This window comes from Faecalibacterium prausnitzii (genome assembly GCF_003287495.1).
Taxonomy (GTDB): Bacteria; Bacillota; Clostridia; order Oscillospirales; family Ruminococcaceae; genus Faecalibacterium; species Faecalibacterium prausnitzii_I.
In genome coordinates this window covers 353,446-373,100 of the sequence record NZ_PRLE01000003.1, presented here as the reverse complement: position 1 = coordinate 373,100, position 19,655 = coordinate 353,446, and the positions used below count along the sequence as shown (strand labels likewise).

The following is a 19,655-nucleotide window of genomic DNA, read 5'->3' as shown; positions in this document are numbered from 1 at the left end:
CCCGCAGCAGGCCCCCTATACAGCTTAGTATAGCACATCAGCGCCGCTTTTTGAACCGCTTTCGGCTGAAAAAAGCAGAAAAAACGTGTAAATTCTCCTTATTTCTGTGCTGCCGCAGTCGGAATGCGCACCGTATACTCAATATATCCATCCCGTTCTTCCCGGTGAGAGGTAGCCGGAACCCCGTTATCTGTCATCAAACGGATGGCGTGGTCGATGGTGTTGACGAAGATCCTCACGTCTTTCACCATGGAGACACGGTGCTTCCCCGGTGTCTCGTTGAGGAGCTGGTCAATGTAAAGGTCGGTGGCGCGGGCGTTCATTTTCCGCTTGGCGATCATGATAAGCGCCTCACTCCGGCGGTTCTCGGGCAGGCGGAGCACCGCCCGGGCGTGGCGTTCCGTCAGGCCATTGTCCAGCACAAATTGCCGCTGGTCGGCCGTCAATTGCAGCAGCCGCAGCTTGTTGGCGAGGGTGGGCTGTGCCATACCCAGCCGCTTGGCCGCTTCGGCCTGGGTGCAGTCCCACAGCACCATCACGTCCCGCAGGCCCTGCGCCTGCTCAAAGGGGTTCAGGTTTTCCCGCTGCAGATTTTCCAAAAGGCCAAGGGCAGCAGTCCGCTCGTCGCTGTAATTGCAGAGGATGGCCGGGATGGTCTGCATCTTTGCCAGCTTGCAGGCACGGAGCCGCCGCTCCCCCGCCACCAGCTCATAGCTGCCATCGGCTGTTTTCCGCACCGAGATGGGCTGGAGCAGGCCGTTTTCCCGGATGCTCTGGGCAAGCCCGGCCAGCTCCTGCTCATCAAAGCTGGTGCGGGCCTGAAATGGCGAGGGCCGGATGGCGTCGATGGGCAGTGCGTGGATTTTTCCCGCTGATTTTTTCCGTTCAAACATAATTCTTCCCCTTTCGCAGTGATTGCAGGTTTGTTTTCCACCCTTTCCCGGGAAAACGTGGAAAACACAGGCGTTCTGCACTCAGTGTAACAGAAAAAGCAACGCCCTGCCAGAAGTTTCGTTCGGCAGGGCGTTGCATATTTTGTTCAGTTCTGCGTTATTTCAGCGGACTTTTTGCGATCTTTCCGCCGTTTCTGGGGTAGGCTGTCGGAGTTTGCGAAATCTTTTTGCAGAGGATGAGCGTGCGGGTATCGCCCCCCGGCAGGTGCAGGGTGCGGGTCTCTTTGTACTCGCCGCCCAGCTTTTTGATGGCTCCCCGGGCGGCCGCCAGCTCTTCCTCTCCGGAAGCGCCTTTCATGGCCAAAAAGCTGCCGCCCACTTTTACCAGCGGCAGACAGTACTCCGCCAGCATCGGCAGGGCTGCCACGGCACGGGCAGAGGCCAGATCAAACTGCTCCCGCCACACCTTGCGGGCGGCTTCCTCAGCGCGCTCCTTGGCAAACTCCACGCCCGTGAGGCCCAGCTGGGCGCAGGCATACTTCAAAAACTCCACCCGCTTGCCCGTGGGCTCCATCAGGGTAAGCTCCAGCTCCGGCTTGTAGATTTTTGTCACAATGCCGGGGAAACCGGCACCGGCACCCACATCCACCATCTTCCCTGCCACTTCCGGCTGGGAGGCAAAGAGCAGGCTGTCAAGGAAATGCTTATCCTCAATGCCCTCCGGGTCGGTGATGGCAGTCAGGTTGACTTTCTGGTTGTAGTCCACCAGGATTCGCGCAAAGGCGTCCAGCTGGTCCAGCTGGGTGCCCGTCAGGGCGATGTTCCACATGGAACATTTCTGTTCCAGTCTCGCTTTGTCGATCATAACTTTATTCTCCCGTCAATTCCACAAAAATCGGCTCGTGATGTACCGCAGGCAGAAACTTTTCAAAAATATCTTTCGTGTACAGTTTCAGCGAGGACGTATTGATGCAGGGGTGGCACCCGATGAACTCCCCTGCTTTCACATCCTTGTCCAGCAGCAGCTGCACATGGTTCTCCGGGTCGTTCATCAGGCCCATGATGGAGGAAGAGCCCGGCGTGCAGTCCAGATACTGCTCCATATCCTCCGGGGACGCAAAGCTCAGCCGCGCGATGCCCAGCTGATGAGAGAGCTCTTTCGTCTTGAACGGCTTGTTTCCCGGCATCATCAGCAGATAGAAGTTCGTCTTCTGGCGGTTGCAGAGGAATAAGTTTTTGCAGACCGCCGCGTTCAGGCAGGCATCAATGACATGGCAATCCTCCATGGTATCGGCTTTCATCCATGCATGGTCGGTGCGCCAGTAATGGATGCCCAGCTTGTCCAGAAAATCATAGGTGCGGACTTCTTTTTCCAACCGTCCGGTGCAGTCCGTGGGGCGGCCCTCATACAGTACCAGTTGTTCCATGGTTCCTCCCTCCTTTCAGTAAGTCTTGGTTTCCCCTCTGGTGGAACTGGCGCGTCAGCGACTGAGAGGGCGCGCCGCCAGTGCAATGCTCAGTTGTGCCACATCCGAGGGCGACACGCCCGGGATGCGCCCCGCCTGCCCCAGATTCTTGGGGCGGATGCGGGAAAGCTTTTCGCGGGCTTCCAGCGTCAGGCCCGTCAGGTTCTCGTAGCAGAAATCCTCCGGGATGAGCGTCTTCTCGTGCCGCGCCACGTCCCGGATCATCCGGTCCTGCCGTGCGATATAACCCGCGTATTTGATCTCCGTTTCCAGCCGCTCGGCCAGCATGGGGGTGATCCCCTCTCCCCAGCCGATGAGCTTTGCCACCAGCGGGTACGAAATTTCCGGGCGGCGGAGCAGCTCTTCGGCAATGCCGCCCTCGGCGGCCGGGGCAAGCCCGGCTTCCTCCATAGCGGCCCGGAGCTCTGCCGTGCGGAGGTGCGTCTCATGCAGGCGGCGGCGCTCGGCTTCCAGAATGTTCTGGGTGTGCTGGTACTTTGCCCAGCGGTCATCCTGCACCAGGCCGTATTCCCGGCCGATGGGGGTCAGGCGCTGGTCGGCGTTGTCCTGCCGCAGGGTCAGGCGGTACTCGCTCCGGCTGGTCATCATCCGGTAGGGGTCCATGACGCCCTTGGTGACCAGATCATCCACCAGCGTGCCGAGGTAGCTGGTGTGCCGGGGCAGGATGAGCTGTTCCTTCCCCAGGGCGTTACGGGCGGCGTTCAGTCCTGCCAGCAAACCCTGCGCGGCTGCTTCCTCGTAGCCGGAGGTGCCGTTGAACTGCCCGGCACCGTACAGGCCCCGGACATGCTTGCTTTCCAGTGTGGCTTCCAGGCTGGTGGGGTCTACACAGTCGTACTCGATGGCGTAGGCCGGGCGCATGATCTCAATGTGCTCAAAGCCCTTGATGCTGCGGTAAAACGCGTTCTGCACATCTTCCGGCAGGCTGCTGGAAGCGCCCTGCAAATACATTTCCTCGGTGTTCTCCCCGCAGGGCTCCACAAAGATGGGGTGGCGCTCCTTGCCCGCAAACCGCACCACCTTATCCTCAATGGAGGGGCAGTACCGGGGGCCGACGCCCTCGATCATACCGCCATAAAGGGGGCTGCGCTGGATGTTATCCAGAATGATCTTGTGGGTGGTGGGATTGGTGTAGGCGATCCAGCACTCCACTTTGTTGTGCATGGGCGTGTCTGTCAGGAAACTGAACGGCTGCAGCTCGCTGTCCGGATCGCCGGGCTGGCACTCCAGCTGGGAGAAATCAATGCTCCGCCGGTGGACACGGGCCGGGGTGCCGGTCTTGAACCGCCGCAAGGGCAGGCCCGCCGCTTTCAGGCTCTCGGTCAGCGCGTTGGCCGCATGCATTCCGTCCGGGCCGGACGCATACCACGCATCCCCGACAAAAATTTTGCCGCCCAGGTTGGTGCCCGTGGCAATGACAACACACTTGGCCCCATATTCCCCGTTGAGCTGGGTCACCACGCCCTTGACTCTCCCCTGCTCCACCTCGATGGAAACGACTTCCGCCTGATGGATGGCAAGGCCGGGCGTCAGCTCCAGCGCGTGCTTCATATATTCGTGGTATCGCTTGCGGTCGGTCTGGACACGCAGGGCGTGGACGGCAGGGCCCTTGCCCTTGTTCAGCATCCGGCTCTGCAGATAAGTAGCATCCGCCGCCAGGCCCATCACACCGCCAAGAGCGTCCAATTCACGCACCAACGTACCTTTTGCAGTTCCACCGATGCTGGGGTTGCAGGGCATATTGCCGATGGCATCCAGACTCATGGTAAAGACTGCCGTCTTTGCCCCCAGCGTGGCGGCGGCGTGGGCTGCCTCAATGCCGGCATGGCCCGCACCAATGACGATGACGTCATAATCTCCTAAATGGTTCATTTGAAACTTTCCCTTAAAACCAATAAACTTCCCCTCTTTGCCAAAGGCTCCCCTGTCAGGGGAGCTGCCGCTGAAAACGGCTGAGAGGTTCTACTTTCCCACACAAAAACGTTCAAATACTTCGTTGATGACCGCTTCCGATGCATTTTCACCGGTCAGCTCACAGAGGGCATCCAGCGCGTCGTCCACACAGACGGAAACGGCATCCAGCCCGAAACCTCCCTCCACGGCGTCCAGCGCCCCGGCCACGGCGTCCCGGGCACGGGTGGCGGCGGCCAACTGCCGCTGGCCGGAAAGGCTAGCGGCGTGCGGGTCGATCTGGTTGGTGTCCAGCAGACGGGCCACTGCCGCCGCGATGACTTTCCGGCTCCCCTCTTCCTGGCAGCAGACCGGAATCACCATGGCAAAATCGCCCGCGATGATTTCCGCGTCAAACTGAGTCGGCTTGTCCTCCTTGTTGACGAGGGCAATGGCCGGGCGGCCCGCACAGCGCTGGGCCAGGGCCAGGTCTTCCCGGGTCAGAGGTTCCGAGCCATCAAAGACGGCCAGGATCAGCCCGGCCTCGTCCAGCTTCTTCCAGCTGCGGCGGATGCCCTCGGCCTCAATGGCGTCATCGGTCTGGCGCAGGCCTGCGGTGTCAAACAGGTTGAGCCGGATATCCCCCAGCTGCACGGCCTGCTCCACCACGTCGCGGGTCGTGCCCGCCACCGGGGTGACAATGGCCCGGTCAAACCCGGCCAGCAGGTTGAGCAGCGTGGATTTGCCCGCATTGGGCCGCCCCACAATGGCACAGTCCACGCCCTCCCGGAGCACGGCCCCGGCGTCATAGTTTTTTATCAGGCCGTCCAGCTCCTGCTGTACCTGCCCCAGCACCGTGTGCAGGTGGGCGTCGTCCAGCTCGGGGACATCCTCTTCCGGGAAATCCACCCAGGCAGCCAGATGGGCCTGCAGGCCGGTCAGGGCCTCTTTTTCGGCGTCGATCTTTTTCGCCAGCGCGCCGGAGAGGGACGCGTTGGCCAGCGCCGCTCCCTGTTTGCCGTCTGCCGAAATCATGTCCATGACGGCTTCCGCCTGGGTCAGGTTCATTTTGCCGTTGAGGAACGCGCGGCGGGTATACTCGCCGGGAGCTGCCGGGGCAGCCCCTGCCGCGATGCAGGCTTCCACCAGCCGCCGGGCCACCGCACTGCCGCCGTGGCAGGAAAGCTCCACCACGTCCTCCCCGGTGTAGCTGTGGGGTTCCCGGAAAAACAGGGCCACGCCCTCGTCAAAGGCGTCGTCCCCCTCCACAAAGGAGCCAAACAGGGCAGTGTAGCCTTTGGCCTCCTCCACGTTCTTGTTCGGGTTGGCCGGGTGGAACACCCGCGCGGCCACGGCATAGCTTTCCGGCCCGGACAGCCGCACCACCGCGATGCCGCCCGCCCCCGGTGCCGTGGCAATGGCGGCAATGGTCGTATTCTGCATGAGGTTCCCTCCCGCTCCAAAATTTCAATTACAGTATATTGTACCACGAACCACCGGAAAAAGAAATATAAGGGCGCAAAAAAGCACAGCGCCTGTGGGAGTTTTCCCTGCGCTGTGCTCATTCTTCGGTGCTGCGCCGCAGCTGTTCGTAATGTCTGCTTTTGTCCAGATACATCCGCTGCTCCGCCTTTTTGACGAGAGCGTCAATGTCAATGCCGCCCGCGCTATGGGAGGCAGTGCCCACGGCCACGGAATAGCCTGCCTCCTCCACCTGCCGGACAAACTGCTCCATGTTTTCGTTCAGCTCCGTGCTGGTGCTGTCCAGCGCAAAGGCCACAAACTCATCTCCGCCAATGCGGTAGCTGTCCTCTTCCCCAAAGATCTCCCGCAGGATGCAGGCCACGGTGCGGAGCATCTTGTCTCCCTCCTCGTGGCCGTAGGTGTTGTTCAGCTCATGGAGGCCGTTGACGTCGATGTAAATACAGGTGAGGCTGTTGCTGCACCGGAGCGGGTAATCCCGCAGGCGGTTCTCGTAGGCATTGCGGTTGTGCAGCCGGGTGTTGAGGTCGCTTTCCGCCACGGTAGTCAGCTTGCTGCTGGTGATAAAGTTGCCGTACATCATGCTCATGACAAAGGTGGACACAATGCAGGAGATGGCCCCGAACACCAACGCGTTGCAGACATCCATGGGGATGACCCGCCAGTCCTTGAAGCGGGTGACGCAGACCAGAAAAATGCCGTCGAACAGCAGCACATTGGCAATGTGCAGGATGGGCCGCATCATAAACAACATCGGCACATAGAGCAGAAACGCAAAAAAGGCGGCAGCGCGCTGGTCCGGGGTCTGCACCGTGCCCAGGTAAATGCCCAGACCATAGATCATGGCTCCAAAGGCGTAGATCTCCCAGTTTAAAAACAGACCCAGCTTTTGCGGGAACATCTGCTCCACGGCCAGCAGTCCCAGGCTGACAATGAGGGCCGCTGCAAAAACCGGGATATGGTCATACAGCAGCGGCACCATGCAGGAACCAAGGGTCAGCGCCACAAAAAAGGCACAAGCCGTGCCCAGAAACGCGGTCAGCCGACGTCGGTTGGCGATCTGCACATCCAGCTGACAGCGTGCAAAATCTTCTGGCTCTGCCCCGGCATACAACAGAAGCTTTTTCAGTTTTTCCAGCATCGGGGTCTCCTCTCCAGCCAAGCCTGCTGTTTTGCATCGGACTTATCCATATTTAACTTTATTATACAATATTTCGTTTCAAAAAGATATGATTTTACGCAAGTTTACCCCACCACCACCAAAATTTCCACATTATGGCGAATATCAGCTAAGATTTTTATCCATCTTTGCACAAAAAAAGACGTGCAGCCATCATAGCTGCACGTCCTTTCGCTTATTTTAAGGGGTCAATTGCCGGGGAACCAGGCATCAGAACGCGGCAATGTCTGCCGTGGTGATGGCCTTGCCGGGCAGGGTGCGGCTGTCGGCGTTCTCATTGAGTGCCAGCTTGCCCTCACGCAGCAAGCGGACAGCCTTTTCGTGGTCGGCAGCTTTCCAGTTGTTGCCCACGATCTTCCAGTTATTGTCCACATGGGGCTCGATGGCGCCGCCCTTGACGGTGCGGATGTACTCGCCCAGCAGCTCGCGGACACCGCCCACATCGCCACGGACGTCGATCTCCAGCAGCTTGGGCAGCTCATCGCCCTCGGCGAAGATATCCGCATAGGCCAGCAGCTGGGTGGTAGCGCGGTAGTTGTTCACGGCCACCACAAAGCTATCGGTATCCTGCACGGCCTTGCCGTTCATCCAGGTCAGGTTCCGGATGCGGTTGCCCGGCTCCTTGGAGATGTCCAGATCATACTTGACGCCTGCAAAGGCATCGTACAGGTAGTAGCGGACGGAGGAATCAAAGGCGATGGTGACATCCTGCGGCTCCCAGGTCTTGAAGAACGCAGCCGACCACTCCATGAACTTGCGCAGCTGCAAGCCGTTCATCTGCAGCTTGTACAGGGTGTTCTGGTAGGTGTAGATGCTGGCCATATCGCACTTGCGGATGGTGCCCTCTTTCATCTGGGAAGTCATGGAGGTCAGAGCCGTTGCAGAGACCTGTGCACCGGTATAGTACATCTGCACTTCGTTGATGAAGTCCAGCAGAGCGGTATCCTGGATCATGGCCTGCGGCAGGCAGTCGATCTCATTGGCCGGGGCCAGGTCGCCGCCGCGCAGCTCACCGATGGGCGTCACGGCGTCTTCCTTGGCGCGGGCGTCGTACTCGGCCAGCAGAGCGGTAAGCTCGGGGTCCGGCGCGTAATCCTTGATCAGCAGGTTCTCGGAGGTGCGGTTCTTCACTTTCCACTTGCCGTCCAGGCCGCGCTGCAGGTAGAGGTGGATCTCAGACACGGTAGCGCCCGCGTTCTTGTTCTCCACCACCAGCACGTTGTTGATCATCTTGTTGGGGATGCTCTTGTGGCCGTGGGCTGCCACGATAACATCGAACTCCGGGCAGGCATTGGCCAGGTCGGTAACACCGGAGCCATAAACACCATACTCGTTCTCCACGTCCATGTGCATAACGCCAACGATGACATCCACCTGGCCCTTGATCTGGTCGATGATCTTCCGGCTCTCGTCCACAGGGTTGGTGACGGTCCAGCCCTCAAGGTTCTTGGCGTCCCAGCGGGTGATGTTGGGGGTGACCATGCCGATGACGCCGATCTTGACGCCGCCCTTGTGGATGATGGTATAGCCGTCGGCCAGAGGCTTGCCCTCCGGGCTGTAGACGTTGCCCGTCAGCACCTTGGCTTTCTGCTGGGAGAGCACTTTTTCCAGCGTGGCCATGCCATAGTTGTACTCATGGTTGCCGGTGACATAGACATCGTAGCCGATGGCGTTCTGGGCCGCGATCATCGGGTGGATCTCGTCATTGAGGAACAGTTCTGCCGAGTTTGCCTGGATGGTATCGCCCGCGTCCACCACCAGCGTGGTCTTGGTGCGGGCTTCCCGGATCGCAGTGGCCTGCTGGGCCACGCTGCCGGAAGCATCTTCCTTGTTGGCGGCGTAATCCCAGGGGTCAAACTTGCCGTGGGTATCGCTGGTAGCAAGGATCTGCAGGTCCATGCTCCACAGGTTTTTGATGTCACAGGCAGCAGCCGAGGGGGCCAGACCGCTCACGGCAGCAGCCGTAGCCGATGCACCGGCCACGCGTAGGAAATTGCGGCGGGAAATCTTATTCTCTTGCATAATATCCTCTCTTTTCTGCTTTGGGGTTCAAATTTCCAAAGCGCTCCGTGCTCCTAGTATAAAGCTTTAGTCTGACTCTTTACAATGGACAACCTGGAGAAAAATCTCCCGCAAATTTAGACAAGTTTCCCAAGCATCCAAAAGAGCCCCTTTCCCGGCCGGGAAAGGGGCTCTCAAGATCCAAATTACAGCTCGATCTTGCCGAAGCTCAGATCAGCAAAATCATCCACGCGCTCGGTGCGCTTGGGTGCCACAGGGGCGGCACTCTCCGCGTCACGGGGTGCATAGGTGCGCTCCGGCACGCTGGAGCCGCGGGGACCACGGTTGCCGCTGCGGCCTCCGCGATAACCGCCGGAACGGCCGCCGCGCTCATTGCGGTCACCACCACGGTAGCCGCCGCGATTGCCGCCCGGACGACGGCCATTGGGACGGCCGCCACGGCCGCGGCGCTCGCCGTAGGTGTTCTCGGTCTGTGCGTCGGGAGCGGTGGAGTAGATGACCACACGGCGGTCACGGCCCTCGCCCTTGCTCTCGCTGCGGACACCCTCCATCTTGCCGATGGCAGAGTGGATAATGCGGCGCTCATAGGGGTTCATGGGCTCCATGGCAAAGCTGCGGCCGGTCTTGCGGACCTTGGCACCAATGCGCTGCGCCAGAGCGGTCAGGTCGCTCTCGCGCTTATCACGGTAGCCGGCCACATCCAGGCCCAGCTTGATGTAATCGCCCTCCAGGCGGTTTGCCACCAGGCTTGCCAGATAGGACAGGCTCTCCATGGTCTCGCCGCGGCGGCCGATCAGAGCACCCAGCTTCTCGCCATCCAGACGGATGATGGTAGCCTCGCCTTTCTGCACGGCGCTGAATGTCACGTTCTCCACGCCCATCCGCGCGATGACCTCACGCAGATAGTCCACAGCGGCCTTGACCTTGTTGTTCTCCTCGATATTGATGGGCACTTCCACCTCTTCGCCCTCAGCAGGGGCAGCCTCTGCCGCCGCCTCTTCCACAGGCTGCGCGGCGGGAGCTTCTTCTGCTGCAGGGGCGGCGGGAGCTTCCTCCACAGGGGTCTTCTCCTCTGCCTTGGGCTCCTCGGCCACAGGAGCCGGAGCAGCCTTTTCTTCCACCACGGGTGCCGCGGGAACGGGGTCTGCCTCCTCCACGGTCACGCGGACCTTGGCGGGGGTCAGCTTCAGGCCCAGAAAGCCCGTCTTCTGGGGCATTTCCAGCACTTCATAGCTCACGTTGATATCGTCGGCCTGCACGCCCAGCTTGGCGCAGGCGTTGGCGCGGGCTTCGTCAACCGTCTTGCCGGTTGCTTCCTGAGTACGGATCATAATACGGTCAGTCCTCCTTTTTGTTTTCCAGCTCGCTCAGCGGGACCGTGCGCTCGTCCTTGTACTTTTCCTCGTCCAGCTGGCGGGCATACTCCAGGCGGCGCTTGTTCATCTCACTGGCGGAGACATTCTTTTCCACGATCTCACCGGTCTTTTCGTCCTTGACCTTGAGGGTAGTGCTCTTCACACCGCGCTTCTGCTCCTTGCGGTGGGCGGCGATCTCAGCCATGACCTCTTCCTTGACCTTTTCGGGGTCGTAGATCTTGCGCATGACCTGGGTCTGCACGGTCATGATGACGTTGGAAATGACGTAGTACAGAGAGAACGCGCAGGGCACGGTAAAGCAGAAGAACAGGTACATCAGGGGCATCATATACATGGTCGCTTTCATGCTGCCCTGCATCTGCTGGCCGGAGGCTTTCATGCTGATGTGGGTGGAAATGAACATGGTAACGATGGCCAGGATGGGGAGGATCAGCAGGGGCAGGTTATCGGCCGAGAGGTTATACTGAGGCACACGGGTCAGGTCGATGCCAAAGAAATCCATGTGCTGGCCAAACTCGGTGATGGTGCTGACCTGGTCGGCGGTAAAGGCGCTGGTCACGGTGGACTCGCCCGCCATGACCTGCGCGATGATGTTGGTGTCGCGGGTAACAGTGGTAAAGCCGATGCCCAGGGCCGTCAAGGCATCACCAGCCGCGTTCATGGCAGCGGTACCGATGTGGAAGATGCGCTGCAGCGGGCGGTACACGACCTCAATAACGCCGAACATGACCAGGAAGTTGATGAGCATGGGAGCACAGCCGGACATGGGGTTGTAGCCGAAGTCCTGCTGCAGCTTCATGATCTCTTCATTCTGCTTTTCGGGCTTATCCTTGTACTTTTTCTGGATGTCCGCGATCATCGGCTGGAATGCCGACATCCGGACGGTGTTTTTCTGCTGGTTGAGCTGGAGGGGGGTCTTCACGATGTTGATGAGCAGGGTGAAGAGGATGATGTCCCAGCCGTAGTTGGGGATCAGCTTGTAGATCCACTCCATCACATAACCGAGTGGCACGCCGAGGATGTATAAAGGGTTCATAGCTTCGTCCATTCTGCCCCGTCTGTGGCGCGGAGCGGTTATTTTTATCGAAGGACGCCTGTCCACAGCGCAGCGCGTCACAAGAAGCAAATTTGAATCGCCTTTCGGCTCCCCCTCCCCTGTTCGGAAAGTCTCCCCCGGCCGGGGGAGGTGGCACGTAAGTGCCGAAAGGGGAACGGGTGGCACGCCGCAGGCGTGACGGAGAGGTTTGTTTTCCACTTATTTTCCGTGTCTTGTGGAAAACAGTCTGGCCGGAGAAAGCTTCCGGGCCGGGTTGCGCCAGCGGCCGGGCTCCGGCACGGGGTCGTAGCCCCAGCGGCCCAGCGGGTTGCACCGGGCAATGCGGGCAGCGGCCAGCAGCAGCCCCTTGATGCAGCCGTGGGTCTGGATGGCCTCGATGGCATACTGGCTGCAGGAGGGGGTAAAACGGCAGTTGCGCCCCAGTCCCGGGCTGATCCACTTCTGATACCAGCGGATGGGCACGCACAGGGCACGGCGGGACCATGCCAAGAGCGGGTTCACTCGCTTTCCGGCCTGCGGGCCGGGGGGACCGTGGCAGGGGGCTTGGCACCCGGCTGCTTTGCCTTATCCGGCAGGCCGGCCTGGGCAAACAGTTTGGCCACCACGCTGGAGAGCTGCCAGCTCTTGAGGCGGGGGGTCATGCCCCGGGCCACAAAGATGAGGTCATAGCCGCCGATGTTGTAATCCAGATGCTCGTCAATGGCGGCTTTCATCACGCGGCGGGCGCGGTTGCGCTGGACGGCGTGGCCGATCTTTTTGGTGGCCGTCAGGCCCACGCGGGTCTTTTTGCCCCGTGTTTTGAGGACGTAGAGCACCAGCGCCGGGTTGACATAAGACTTGCCGCGGGCATACACGCGGCCAAACTCCGCGTTGCGGCGGATGGGACGATAGCGCATTTGTTGGCGCCTCCCTCTTCGAGAATCAAACAAGCCCTGCACAAAGGCAAAGCTCATTTGTCAGTATAGCAAAAAAACGCCCGCAAGGAAAGTCTGTCCGGGCGTTTTTCTGGTACAATTCTTGCGAAACTTTTTAGTTAAAACGCACAATTGGATAAAAAAGAAGACCGCCAATTCAATATCAGCGGTCTTTTGCGCATGTTCAGTTCTGCGCTGACCCATTGCCACGCGGGCTCAGATCAGACAGTCAGGCTCTTGCGGCCCTTTGCACGACGAGCATTGATGACCTTGCGGCCGTTCTTGGTGCTCATGCGGGTCAGAAAGCCATGAACTTCCTTGCGCTGACGCTTCTTGGGCTGAAAAGTTCTCTTCATGGTTTTGTATCCTCCGTAAAAACTCGTCCCCTGATTGGGGTCATTCTGTGAGTCCCAAATGGGGACAGGCTTGCAATTCAACAGTATATCGCACACTATCCCATTCTGTCAAGCATTTTTTTCTCTTTCCTGCAAACTTTTTTGAAAAACGGCTGTGAAAAATCTTTCAACTTTTTCACCCGTTTCCCGTGGAAAACTTTTCATCCACAACATCTTGTGCTCTTTTTCGTGTACTCCCACAAGGGCCGCACAAAGGCGCAGATGCGTCTTTTCTTATGTATTATAAATTACCTTATAGTAATATAGACGCAGGGAGATTTTTGTGGTATACTAACCTGGTATCAGCAGCATTGTTGAAAACTTCAATGGAGTGGATGTTTTATGGATTCTTTCAAGGACGTTTTAGAAGCCGCCCAGGCCTATTGCAAAACGCAGATGGCCGAGCCGACTTATAATCTCTATATCGACGGCCTCGAGCCCATCAGCTTTGAGGACTCGAGCCACATCACCCTTTCGGTGCGGAACGATTTTATCTGCAAGATCGTCACGGACCGCTACCTTGGCCTGCTCAAGGAAGCCTTTAAGACCGTGCTGGGCTTTGATGTGGACATCACGCTGGTGGTGCCCAGCACCCCGCCCCACGAGGTGGTGCTTGCCCAGCAGTACGAGGCCAACCCCGCCTCCCCCCAGGGCAACTATGAGTTCACGTTTGAAAACTTCATCAAAGGCCCCTCCAACCAGTTTGCGTTTGCTGCGGCGCAGGCGGTTGCCGCCAACCCCTCCGGGGCCTATAACCCGCTGTTCATCTACGGCGGCTCCGGCCTGGGCAAGACCCATCTGCTGACGGCCATCCAGACCGAGATCAAGCGCACCCACCCCGATTTTGTCATCATGTACGTCACCTGCGAGCAGTTCACCAACGAGCTGATCGCCGCCATCCGCGCCGGCAGCACCGAGGACTTCCGGATGAAATACCGCGTGGCCGACCTGCTGCTGGTGGACGATATCCAGTTCATCGCCGGCAAGGAGTCCACCCAGGAAGAGTTCTTCCACACGTTCAATTCCCTGCACGATGCCCACAAGCAGATCGTCATCGCCTCTGATCGCCCGGCCAAGGAGATCAAGAGCCTGGAAGAGCGTCTGCGCACCCGCTTTGAGTGGGGCCTGACCGCCGATGTCCAGCCGCCGGATTTTGAGACCCGCGTGGCCATCGTCAAGCGCAAGGCCGAGCTGCTCCACCTGGATCTGCCCGAGGACGTGGCCGAGTTCATCGCCAACCACCTGAAAAACAACATCCGCCAGCTGGAGGGCGCTGTCAAAAAGCTCAACGCCTATTACATGCTGGAGGGCATCCAGCCCGTCATCAGCGTGGCACAGAACGCCATCAAGGACATCCTCAACGAGACCCAGCCCGTGCCCGTCACCATCGAGAAGATCGTGGGCGAGGTTTCCCGCACGTTCAACGTCTCCCCTGCCGATATCCGGGGCACCAAGCGGAACGCCAACGTGGCCTCCGCCCGCCGCGTGGCCATCTACATCCTGCGCGAAGTCACCGGAATGAGCATGGAGGAGATCGGCCGGGAGTTCTCGGGCCGCGATCATTCCACCATCGTCTACTCCCTCAAGACCATGGAGCGGGACATGAAGAACGACCAGCACCTGCGGGAGACGGTCAGCGACATCATCAAAAACGTCAAGGCCTGACACCCGCGCGGGCTGAAAAGTCCGACTTTTAAGGGGGATAAAACCCAAAATATGGGGAGTTTTACGCACAATTGGTGCAAAACAGAACAAGATATAGTGGTTTTGGGCCGAATCTTTCCACTCTTTCCACGGAGTTTTCAACATTCAACGCTCAGATTCCACATGGGAAGTGGAAAGAACCCGCGGCTTCCCCATTTCAACATTTCTTTCACACCCGATTCACAAACCCGTGGAAACCGAAACCCCGGCATCCCGCCAAGACATTCCGGAGTTTTCCACAAGTTCCCCACTCCCTACTACGGTTACTACAACAAGTTCAATATAGATCGAGAGAAAATGTCCACCGCTTTTGGGGCAGCTTTCTCCGATACCATCCGAAAAAAGGAGAGAAACCAAGTTGAACATCATCTGCGACAAGACCCTCCTGAGCGCGGCCATTGACGGCGTTTCCAAAGCAGTCACCCTGCGCTCTACCATTCCCGTACTGGAGGGCATTTTACTCAAAGCCGAGGGGTTCCAGCTGACTCTGACCGGCTACGACCTCGAAATGGGCATCGTGACCACCATTGAAGCGAACGTCAAAGAGCCCGGTGAGATCGTGCTGAACGCAAAGCTGCTCAGCAGCATGATCAGCCGGATGCCTGCCGGCCAGATCACTATTCAGTCAGCGGACAACGGAAAAACCACGATCCAGAGTGGTGTTGCCCAGTTTGAGATCCAGTCCATGGCCGCGACCGACTTCCCCGAGCTTCCCAATACCGGCGCCGAGGAGACTCTGACCATCCCCACCGGCGTGCTGCGGGACATGATCGACCGCACCCTGTATGCCGTCAGCCAGGACGAGAAAAAACCGGCCCATACCGGCGAGCTGTTTGAGATCGAGCCCGACAAACTGACCGTCGTGGCTTTGGACGGCTACCGCCTGGCCATCGTCGAGCGGCCGGTCACTGCCGTCAAGGACATCCGGATCATCGTGCCCAGCAAAACCATGACCGAAGTGGCCCACCTGCTGCCCAACGACGACGAGGAGCTGGTGCACATCTGCGCCAACCGCCGCTATGTCGTCTTCATGGCTGCCGGTTACACCATCATGAGCCGCCTGATCGAGGGCGAGTTCCTCAACTACCACAATGTCATCCCCTCCGGCAGCCGGACACGGGTGACTTTGGACACAAAAGAGTTCATCGAGACCATCGAGCGCGCCTCTCTGATTATTACAGAGCGTTTAAAAAATCCCCTCCGCATCAGTTTTACAAATGGTAAAGTCGTCGTCCGCTGCCAGACCAACCTGGGCCGCGTCGTCGATGAGTTCCGCGCCGAGTGCGAGGGCGAAGAGGTGGAGATCGGCTTCAATAACCGTTACCTGCTGGACGCGCTCCGCAACGCCCGGACCGAGCAGGTCAAAATGGAGATCAGCGGCCCCCTGAGCCCGGTCAAGGTCCTGCCTGCTGAGGGCAATGACTTCCTGTACCTGGTCCTGCCCGTCCGCTTCAAGAACGATTAAGAGGCAATATTATGCAGAAAATTCTCATCCATACGGAATTTATCAAGCTGGACGCCCTGCTGAAATACGCCGGCCTGTGCGAGACGGGCGGCGAGGCCAAAGAGCTGGTGCAGGGCGGGGCCGTCAAAGTCAACGGCGAAGTCTGCACCATGCGGGGCAAAAAATGCCGCGCGGGCGATGTGGTGGAGCTGGATGGCCAGAGTATCGAAGTCGGGCAGGGGCAGTAAATGCGTCTGCTCTCACTTGAAGTCCAGAATTACCGGAACATCGCTTCCGCCAGCCTTACCCCCGGCCGGGAGCTGACCGTCCTCTGCGGCAACAACGGCCAGGGCAAGACGAACCTGCTGGAGGCCATCTGGCTGCTCACCGGCGGCAAGAGCTTCCGGGGCGGCAAGGATGCCGAGCTGGTACGCCGGGGCGAACCGTTCGCGGTACTGGAAGCGTCCACCCAGCGTGCACAAAAAGACGAACAGGAGCCGGATGACCCGACCCGTGTCCGCCTGACCATCGGCACACCGGATTCCCCACGCCCGGGCCGGACAGCCTCGGTAAACGGGGCACCGCCCAAGCGGGCCGCAAGCCTGGCAGGCAGTTTTCCGGCTGTCGTCTTTGACCCCGGGCATCTGAGCCTGGTCAAGGGCGCGCCGGAGGGGCGGCGAAAATTTCTGGACGCTGCCCTCTGCCAGCTTTACCCCGGCTACCTGACCATCTACCGCCGCTATGTCCGGGTCTTGCAGCAGAAAAACGCGCTGCTGCGCCGCTCTTCGACTGCGCCGGAGCGCCCCTATGCGGAAAAAGCAGCCCTGCTGGAAGTGCTGAACAAGGAGCTTGCCCTCCAGGGCGAGGCCATCCAGCAGCGGCGGCGGGCGTACCTTGCAAAGCTGGCTCCGCTGGCCTGCGCCAATTATGAGGAGCTTTCCCGGGGAGCCGAACGGCTCACCCTGCGGTATGCGGCTCAGTTTGAGCCGGGCGGCCTGGCGGCCCTGCTCAAAGCCCGCCAGGCCGAAGAGCTCCGGGCCGGGCAGAGCCTTTGCGGCCCCCACCGGGAAGATCTGGAGTTGCTGCTGGATGGCCAGCCCGCCAGAGTGTTTGCCAGCCAGGGACAGCAGCGGAGCGTCGTCCTGAGTCTGAAAATGGCGGAGGCGGCAGCGGCTGCGTCCATTACCGGGGAACACCCGGTGCTGCTTCTGGACGATGTGCTCAGTGAGCTGGACGATGGCCGCAAGCAGTATCTGCTGACCCGGATGCGGGAAAAGCAGACGTTCGTTACCAGCTGCGACGACACCGCGTTCCTCAAAACGGACGGCGAGGTCTACCGGATGAACGGCGGTGTCCTGAGCAAGGCATAAGACCTGGCTCCTGCGTCAGCGTCTGAGAGGGCGCATCAGAAAAGAGGCTTGTATGTATCTTCATCTGGGGCGGGATTATGTCCTGAACGACCGGGACGTCATCGGCATCTTCAATCTGGAGACGACCACCATCTCTCCCCGGGGGCGGGAGTTCCTCAATTACGCCCAGAAGCATGGGGCGGTGGTCAGCCTCTCGGATGAGCTGCCCCAGAGCTATGTGCTGGCCGATGCCCCGGTGGACACGGTCTATCTTTCGGAGCTGTCCCCCGCCGCGCTGAAACGGCGTGCGGAACGGCCCCTGCCCGAGGGTGTGGAAGCCATCCGGGCCAAAAAATGATTATACAAATAGTTATCAACACGCGGAGCGGATGCTCCTGCGTTTTCAGTTTGGTTTGAAAAATCTGAAACAAAAGGGAGAAAGGAAATGGCAGAGGAAATTATCACCAGCACCAACGTGGAAACCGCCACGGACCACGAGTATAACGCCAGTGAGATCCAGGTCCTGAAAGGCCTGGAAGCGGTGCGCAAGCGCCCGGGCATGTATATCGGCTCGACCGGCGAGCGCGGCCTGCACCATCTGGTCTATGAGATCGTGGACAACGCCATCGACGAGGCGCTGGCCGGTTACTGCAACCACATTGAGGTCAAGATCCTCAAGGACAACATCATTCAGGTCACGGATAACGGCCGCGGCATCCCCGTGGATATCCAGGCGGATACCGGCCTGCCAGCTGTCACCGTTGTTTACACCATCCTCCACGCCGGCGGCAAGTTCGGCGGCGAGAATTCCGGCTACAAGGTGGCCGGCGGCCTGCACGGCGTCGGCGCTTCCGTCGTCAACGCCTGCTCCGAGTGGCTGACCGTCAATGTCCGCCGCGACGGCCACGAGTACGAGCAGACGTTCCGCCGCGGCGACCCGGACGGCCCCCTCAAGACCGTTGGCACCGTGGACCCTGGTGTCACCGGCACCCGCGTCACGTTCAAGCCGGACCCGGAGATGTTCAAGGACACCACCGTTTACAACTTTGAGACGCTGGAAAAGCGCCTGCGGGAAGAGAGTTTCCTGAATGCGGGTGTCAAGATCACCCTGACCGATGAGCGGGAGCTCTACACCCCCGTGCTGGAGGATGGCCAGGAGGGCGAGCCCTGCTACCGCACCGAGGTCATGTGCTATGAGGGCGGCATCAAGAGCTTTGTTACCTACCTCAACGAGAAACGCAACCTCGAAGTGCTCCACCCCAATGTCATCTATCTCAAAGGCCAGACCGATCGCGGCATGGCTGAGATCGCCCTGCAGTACAACTCCAGTTACAATGAGCTGGTTTTGAGCTTTGCCAACAACGTCAACACCCCGGACGGCGGCACCCACGAAGAGGGCTTCCGCACCAGCCTGACCCGCGTGTTCAACGATTACGGCCGCAGCCACGGCCTGCTGAAAGACAAGGATGAAAACCTCTCCGGCTCCGATGTCCGCGAGGGCCTCATCTGCGTCATCTCCGTCAAGCTGCAGGAGGCCGAGTTTGAGGGCCAGACCAAGGCAAAGCTGGGCAATACCGAGATCCGCACCCTTGTCTCCAACATGGTCTATACCAAGCTGATGGAGTTCTTTGAGGAGAACCCCGGTGTGGCCAAGGCTATTTTTGAAAAGGCCACCCAGGCGGCCCGTGCCCGCGCCGCTGCCAAAAAGGCCCGTGAGCTGGTCCGCCGCAAGAGCGCGCTGGAGACCAGCCGGATGCCCGGCAAGCTGGCCGACTGCCGTGAGAAAGACCCCTCCCGCACCGAGATCTTCATCGTCGAGGGTGATTCCGCAGGCGGCTCCGCCAAGATGGGCCGTGACTCGGCCATCCAGGCGATCCTCCCCCTGTGGGGCAAGATGCTCAACGTGGAAAAAGCCCGTGCCGACCGCATTTACGGCAACGATAAGCTGATGCCTGTTGTGCTGGCCCTGGGCTGCGGCATTGGCGAGGAATTTGATATCACCAAGCTGCGCTATGACAAAGTCTTCATTATGGCCGATGCCGATGTCGATGGTTCTCACATCTGCACCCTGATGCTGACGTTCTTCTTCCGCTATATGCGCCCCCTCATTGAGCAGGGCCATGTGTATGTTGCCCAGCCGCCCCTGTTCAAGGTGCAGAAAGGCAACACCATCAAGTACGCCTACAATGACGCCGAAATGGCTGTCCTTTCCCAGGAAATGCCGGGTGCCAAGATCAACCGCTACAAAGGCCTTGGTGAGATGAACCCCGAGCAGCTGTGGGAGACCACCATGAACCCCGAGAACCGCGTCATCGTCCGCATCACCATTGAGGACGCGGAAAAGGCCGACGAGGCATTCACCATCCTGATGGGAGATCAGGTCGAGCCCCGCCGCCGCTTCATTGAGACCAACGCCCAGTACGCAAAACTGGACGTTTAACCTGTAGAAATCCACGGAGGAA

General features: G+C 59.5%; 18 protein-coding genes. 6 read left to right on the top strand and 12 right to left on the bottom strand.

Annotated features, from left to right (window positions below):
• Positions 1-98 precede the first annotated feature (98 nt).
• From C4N22_RS07685 to rpmH, 12 genes are all read right to left on the bottom strand, one after another.
• The gene (locus tag C4N22_RS07685) at positions 99-893 is read right to left on the bottom strand and encodes a ParB/RepB/Spo0J family partition protein (RefSeq protein ID WP_022256028.1); all 795 of its coding nucleotides are present in this window, start codon (positions 891-893) and stop codon (positions 99-101) included.
• A 157-nt stretch (positions 894-1,050) separates the two neighbouring features.
• The gene (gene rsmG / locus C4N22_RS07680; protein WP_112116218.1) at positions 1,051-1,758 is read right to left on the bottom strand and encodes a 16S rRNA (guanine(527)-N(7))-methyltransferase RsmG; all 708 of its coding nucleotides are present in this window, start codon (positions 1,756-1,758) and stop codon (positions 1,051-1,053) included.
• A gap of 4 nt (positions 1,759-1,762) precedes the next feature.
• Positions 1,763-2,320 carry a prolyl-tRNA synthetase associated domain-containing protein gene (locus C4N22_RS07675; protein ID WP_347476104.1) on the bottom strand — a complete coding sequence of 186 codons (558 nt, stop codon included), beginning with the start codon at positions 2,318-2,320 and terminating at the stop codon, positions 1,763-1,765.
• 54 nt (positions 2,321-2,374) lie between these two features.
• Positions 2,375-4,252 (bottom strand): tRNA uridine-5-carboxymethylaminomethyl(34) synthesis enzyme MnmG, encoded by a 1,878-nt coding sequence (gene mnmG / locus C4N22_RS07670; RefSeq protein WP_112116216.1) that lies wholly within the window; start codon positions 4,250-4,252, stop codon positions 2,375-2,377.
• Positions 4,253-4,342: 90 nt separating this feature from the next.
• The gene (gene mnmE / locus C4N22_RS07665) at positions 4,343-5,713 is read right to left on the bottom strand and encodes a tRNA uridine-5-carboxymethylaminomethyl(34) synthesis GTPase MnmE (protein ID WP_112148535.1); all 1,371 of its coding nucleotides are present in this window, start codon (positions 5,711-5,713) and stop codon (positions 4,343-4,345) included.
• Positions 5,714-5,831: 118 nt separating this feature from the next.
• The gene (locus C4N22_RS07660; protein WP_112148534.1) at positions 5,832-6,893 is read right to left on the bottom strand and encodes a GGDEF domain-containing protein; all 1,062 of its coding nucleotides are present in this window, start codon (positions 6,891-6,893) and stop codon (positions 5,832-5,834) included.
• 249 nt (positions 6,894-7,142) lie between these two features.
• Entirely contained in the window at positions 7,143-8,954 is a 1,812-nt protein-coding gene (locus C4N22_RS07655; protein WP_112148533.1) for a 5'-nucleotidase C-terminal domain-containing protein, read from the bottom strand.
• Positions 8,955-9,139: 185 nt separating this feature from the next.
• A complete protein-coding gene (gene jag, locus C4N22_RS07650) occupies positions 9,140-10,285 on the bottom strand; it encodes an RNA-binding cell elongation regulator Jag/EloR (protein ID WP_112148532.1) in 1,146 nt (381 codons plus the stop codon).
• Between the two features lie 7 nt (positions 10,286-10,292).
• The gene (locus tag C4N22_RS07645) at positions 10,293-11,366 is read right to left on the bottom strand and encodes a YidC/Oxa1 family membrane protein insertase (protein ID WP_242980982.1); all 1,074 of its coding nucleotides are present in this window, start codon (positions 11,364-11,366) and stop codon (positions 10,293-10,295) included.
• A gap of 219 nt (positions 11,367-11,585) precedes the next feature.
• Positions 11,586-11,888, bottom strand: coding sequence for a membrane protein insertion efficiency factor YidD (yidD, locus tag C4N22_RS07640; RefSeq protein WP_112148530.1), 303 nt, complete (start codon positions 11,886-11,888; stop codon positions 11,586-11,588).
• Positions 11,885-12,283, bottom strand: a complete 399-nt coding sequence (rnpA, locus tag C4N22_RS07635) for a ribonuclease P protein component (RefSeq protein WP_022256951.1) — start codon at positions 12,281-12,283, stop codon at positions 11,885-11,887. The genes yidD and rnpA overlap by 4 nt, the downstream gene beginning before the upstream one ends.
• Before the next feature lie 239 nt (positions 12,284-12,522).
• A complete protein-coding gene (rpmH, locus tag C4N22_RS07630; protein WP_005924258.1) occupies positions 12,523-12,657 on the bottom strand; it encodes a 50S ribosomal protein L34 in 135 nt (44 codons plus the stop codon).
• Positions 12,658-13,038: 381 nt separating this feature from the next.
• On the opposite strand from rpmH, the gene dnaA reads away from it, so the two are divergent.
• The 6 genes from dnaA (at position 13,039) to gyrB (ending at position 19,633) form a co-directional block, all read left to right on the top strand.
• Positions 13,039-14,361, top strand: coding sequence for a chromosomal replication initiator protein DnaA (gene dnaA, locus C4N22_RS07625; RefSeq protein ID WP_005929139.1), 1,323 nt, complete (start codon positions 13,039-13,041; stop codon positions 14,359-14,361).
• A 397-nt stretch (positions 14,362-14,758) separates the two neighbouring features.
• Positions 14,759-15,865 carry a DNA polymerase III subunit beta gene (gene dnaN, locus C4N22_RS07620; RefSeq protein ID WP_112148529.1) on the top strand — a complete coding sequence of 369 codons (1,107 nt, stop codon included), beginning with the start codon at positions 14,759-14,761 and terminating at the stop codon, positions 15,863-15,865.
• An 11-nt stretch (positions 15,866-15,876) separates the two neighbouring features.
• A complete protein-coding gene (locus C4N22_RS07615; protein WP_022256954.1) occupies positions 15,877-16,092 on the top strand; it encodes an RNA-binding S4 domain-containing protein in 216 nt (71 codons plus the stop codon).
• Complete coding sequence (recF, locus tag C4N22_RS07610; protein WP_112148528.1) at positions 16,093-17,214, top strand: DNA replication/repair protein RecF; 1,122 nt, start codon at positions 16,093-16,095, stop codon at positions 17,212-17,214.
• A gap of 52 nt (positions 17,215-17,266) precedes the next feature.
• Complete coding sequence (gene remB, locus C4N22_RS07605) at positions 17,267-17,551, top strand: extracellular matrix regulator RemB (protein WP_022256956.1); 285 nt, start codon at positions 17,267-17,269, stop codon at positions 17,549-17,551.
• An 87-nt stretch (positions 17,552-17,638) separates the two neighbouring features.
• Complete coding sequence (gene gyrB / locus C4N22_RS07600) at positions 17,639-19,633, top strand: DNA topoisomerase (ATP-hydrolyzing) subunit B (RefSeq protein WP_112148527.1); 1,995 nt, start codon at positions 17,639-17,641, stop codon at positions 19,631-19,633.
• Positions 19,634-19,655: the final 22 nt, after the last annotated feature.

Bases quoted from the DNA above. Each gene is read 5' to 3' on its own strand.
- C4N22_RS07685 (WP_022256028.1), bottom strand. From the start codon at position 893: ATGTTTGAACGGAAAAAATCAGCGGGAAAAATCCACGCACTGCCCATC.
- rsmG (WP_112116218.1), bottom strand. From the start codon at position 1,758: ATGATCGACAAAGCGAGACTGGAACAGAAATGTTCCATGTGGAACATC.
- C4N22_RS07675 (WP_347476104.1), bottom strand. From the start codon at position 2,320: ATGGAACAACTGGTACTGTATGAGGGCCGCCCCACGGACTGCACCGGA.
- mnmG (WP_112116216.1), bottom strand. From the start codon at position 4,252: ATGAACCATTTAGGAGATTATGACGTCATCGTCATTGGTGCGGGCCAT.
- mnmE (WP_112148535.1), bottom strand. From the start codon at position 5,713: ATGCAGAATACGACCATTGCCGCCATTGCCACGGCACCGGGGGCGGGC.
- C4N22_RS07660 (WP_112148534.1), bottom strand. From the start codon at position 6,893: ATGCTGGAAAAACTGAAAAAGCTTCTGTTGTATGCCGGGGCAGAGCCA.
- C4N22_RS07655 (WP_112148533.1), bottom strand. From the start codon at position 8,954: ATGCAAGAGAATAAGATTTCCCGCCGCAATTTCCTACGCGTGGCCGGT.
- jag (WP_112148532.1), bottom strand. From the start codon at position 10,285: ATGATCCGTACTCAGGAAGCAACCGGCAAGACGGTTGACGAAGCCCGC.
- C4N22_RS07645 (WP_242980982.1), bottom strand. From the start codon at position 11,366: ATGAACCCTTTATACATCCTCGGCGTGCCACTCGGTTATGTGATGGAG.
- rnpA (WP_022256951.1), bottom strand. From the start codon at position 12,283: ATGCGCTATCGTCCCATCCGCCGCAACGCGGAGTTTGGCCGCGTGTAT.
- rpmH (WP_005924258.1), bottom strand. From the start codon at position 12,657: ATGAAGAGAACTTTTCAGCCCAAGAAGCGTCAGCGCAAGGAAGTTCAT.
- dnaA (WP_005929139.1), top strand. From the start codon at position 13,039: ATGGATTCTTTCAAGGACGTTTTAGAAGCCGCCCAGGCCTATTGCAAA.
- C4N22_RS07615 (WP_022256954.1), top strand. From the start codon at position 15,877: ATGCAGAAAATTCTCATCCATACGGAATTTATCAAGCTGGACGCCCTG.
- recF (WP_112148528.1), top strand. From the start codon at position 16,093: ATGCGTCTGCTCTCACTTGAAGTCCAGAATTACCGGAACATCGCTTCC.
- remB (WP_022256956.1), top strand. From the start codon at position 17,267: ATGTATCTTCATCTGGGGCGGGATTATGTCCTGAACGACCGGGACGTC.
- gyrB (WP_112148527.1), top strand. From the start codon at position 17,639: ATGGCAGAGGAAATTATCACCAGCACCAACGTGGAAACCGCCACGGAC.